Raw genomic sequence first — 2,241 nt, 5'->3', positions numbered from 1 at the left:
GCGTTAAATGCCGGTGATAGCCATGTCCAAAGCTCCAACGATTTGGTCTCTAAAGTGCGATAGAGAGCCAACCGGGTTTTTGAGATGCTTTTCTGAAACAGAGGAAATTTGAGGCGTTAACAGCAGAAGCTCTTGGTCTGCAAAGCTGATTTCCGGTGTGACTCCTTGCATGGCTTCACCACTAAATGCGGAGCGTTTCCCCAAGGGGATGACGATTCGCGTTGCCAGCTCGCTCAACAGGCTGCTCTGAATATCGACAAGGTAAGGGTAGTGCGCTTTGCTGGTCTTGCTTGGGTTGGGGTATACATCGAACTGTGCCATCAAAATTCCCTGAATTCGTCGCCAAAGCATCCATGTTGTCCGACAAAATCGTTGTAACTTTTTATCGCGGCGCGGTTTTCTTCAACCCATTGTTCTGACTGACGTTTTGAGAGTTCTTCTTTCAGCGCTCGCTCGAGGGTAGCAGACAGGTTAATGTTTAGTTCACGGGTCTTACGCAGCAGATCGCTATTGACTGAGAGGTTTGCCGCTTTTTTGGGGGCAGCTACGTTGTAGAGTTCTGCCATTTGAGCCTCCAAGTGGCTATTTAATGGATGGTCTCAGTTTATGCGCATGCGGATGCGCATTCAAGCATTTAACCAATGGCTGTTGTCGGACGCGCCTACGCTGGCGCTCCGGCATGCCGCAAAGCCAAGGCGTTGAGGCTGTAGAAAAAGGTCAAAGGCCTATTTTGAGTCGAAATTGGTCAATAAATGAGCTAAAAATAGGGCCTATTCTTAAAATCTGGAGCACTCATGATTGAAAACACTTCCAGATTTCGCGTAGGAACGCGATCGAACAAAGGGGCGGGAGTTTTTCTACAGCCTCGTTAAGTGCTAAGGCAAGCCATGAAGCCAACGAAGGAGCAACACCGAAAATTCGGACGATTCCATCTCGTTGATCCCGACGAGCTTGAGGGCATGGATGAGTTTGCCGAGTGGCTAGAGGCTTTGCTTCACAATCCTTGTTCTGTGTGGGAAGAAGACGGGGACGAGTTTCTTATAGAAATTCGCAAGCTTGTGGCACGGGTCAATGGACTGAAAATTCAGATCTACGCGAATGAACATCCACCGCCACATTTTCATGTAAAGTCCCCAAACGTCGACGCCAGCTTCTCTATCGAGTCGTGCGAGAAGTTAGAGGGAAATATTGAATCCCAGGACTACCGAAAAATTCGGTTCTGGCATAAAAAGGCGAAGCCACTCCTGATCAAGGCATGGGATGAGACCAGGCCAACTGAGTGCACCGTTGGGCCGTACAAAGGCACTTAACCAGTGCAGGCACGGCGACGCCTACTACATTGCGCCTTCGGCTCCATTCCGTAGGCGCGCATGCTGCAAGCGTTAGTTGGTAGTGCTTCGTACCTTTGAGTGGCCGTGTGCTAATGGCCTTGGCCGAAAGTTGGGAGCAAAACCGGCAACATGGTGGCGTAGCCAAGGCCCTCAAATCCGTCGTCTTGTTGGCAGCTCAATCGGCCAGTGCAGTTGGTAATAACGTGAGTGTACCGGTTGTGGGGCTGTCCGCCGGTAAACGGTTCCTTGCTTACCAGCTACTCTGTTGTTCAGGTTCACTCGCCGCGCTATTTGCGGCGATTTTAATCGCGGTGCATCAGACGGGTTTGGTGCAAGGGCAATGGCGCAGGCAGCCATGTTGGTTGCCAGGGATTGGGCTTTATTGATACCCCCAACTAACAAGTCGCAGCAGTACGCGGCCGATGGCCGCCGGACGCCCTTTCCATGGCTCCTTCGTCGCCACTCCAAGGTCGCCGCTGTGCTCAGCGTTAGTTGGTAGTGCTTCGTACCTTTGAGTGGCCGTGTGCTAATGGCCTTGGCCGAAAGTTGGCAGCAAAACCGGCAGAATAGCTGCGCAGCCAAGGCCCGCAAATTTGTCGTCTTGTTGGTAGCTCAAACGGTCAGCGGAGCTGGTTCTAAATTGAGTGTCTCGGTTGTGGGGTTGTCCGTCGATAAACGGTTCCTTGCTTACTTGCTACTCTGATGTTCAGGTTCATTCACCGCATTATTGGCGGTGATTTTATGCACATAGCATCAGCGGGTTTTGGTGCAAGGGCTGCGGCGTAGGCTACGATGTTGGTTGCCAGGGATCGGGCTTCATTGATGCCCCCAACTAACCAGTCGCTGTAGTACGTTCCCGGCCCGAGGGCCGTCCACCGGACGCCACTGACGTGGCGCCGCTAAGCTTGGC

3 protein-coding genes are annotated in these 2,241 nt (G+C 52.2%); 1 reads left to right on the top strand and 2 read right to left on the bottom strand.

Features of this window, described 5'->3' with window-relative positions:
* Positions 1–3: 3 nt before the first annotated feature.
* Complete coding sequence (locus C7H09_RS07965) at positions 4–321, bottom strand: CcdB family protein (RefSeq protein ID WP_106760638.1); 318 nt, start codon at positions 319–321, stop codon at positions 4–6.
* Positions 321–566, bottom strand: coding sequence for a type II toxin-antitoxin system CcdA family antitoxin (locus C7H09_RS07960; RefSeq protein ID WP_106760637.1), 246 nt, complete (start codon positions 564–566; stop codon positions 321–323). The genes C7H09_RS07965 and C7H09_RS07960 overlap by 1 nt, the downstream gene beginning before the upstream one ends.
* A 321-nt stretch (positions 567–887) precedes the next feature.
* Between C7H09_RS07960 and C7H09_RS07955 the strand changes: the two genes are divergently transcribed.
* Positions 888–1,310, top strand: coding sequence for a DUF4160 domain-containing protein (locus C7H09_RS07955; protein WP_106762050.1), 423 nt, complete (start codon positions 888–890; stop codon positions 1,308–1,310).
* The last annotated feature ends 931 nt before the right edge of the window (positions 1,311–2,241 follow it).

Origin of the sequence: Marinobacter fuscus (genome assembly GCF_003007675.1) — a bacterium.
Taxonomy (GTDB): Bacteria; Pseudomonadota; Gammaproteobacteria; order Pseudomonadales; family Oleiphilaceae; genus Marinobacter; species Marinobacter fuscus.
This window is presented reverse-complemented; position numbering and strand designations above follow the sequence as displayed.

Bases quoted from the DNA above. Each gene is read 5' to 3' on its own strand.
- C7H09_RS07965 (WP_106760638.1), bottom strand. From the start codon at position 321: ATGGCACAGTTCGATGTATACCCCAACCCAAGCAAGACCAGCAAAGCG.
- C7H09_RS07960 (WP_106760637.1), bottom strand. From the start codon at position 566: ATGGCAGAACTCTACAACGTAGCTGCCCCCAAAAAAGCGGCAAACCTC.
- C7H09_RS07955 (WP_106762050.1), top strand. From the start codon at position 888: ATGAAGCCAACGAAGGAGCAACACCGAAAATTCGGACGATTCCATCTC.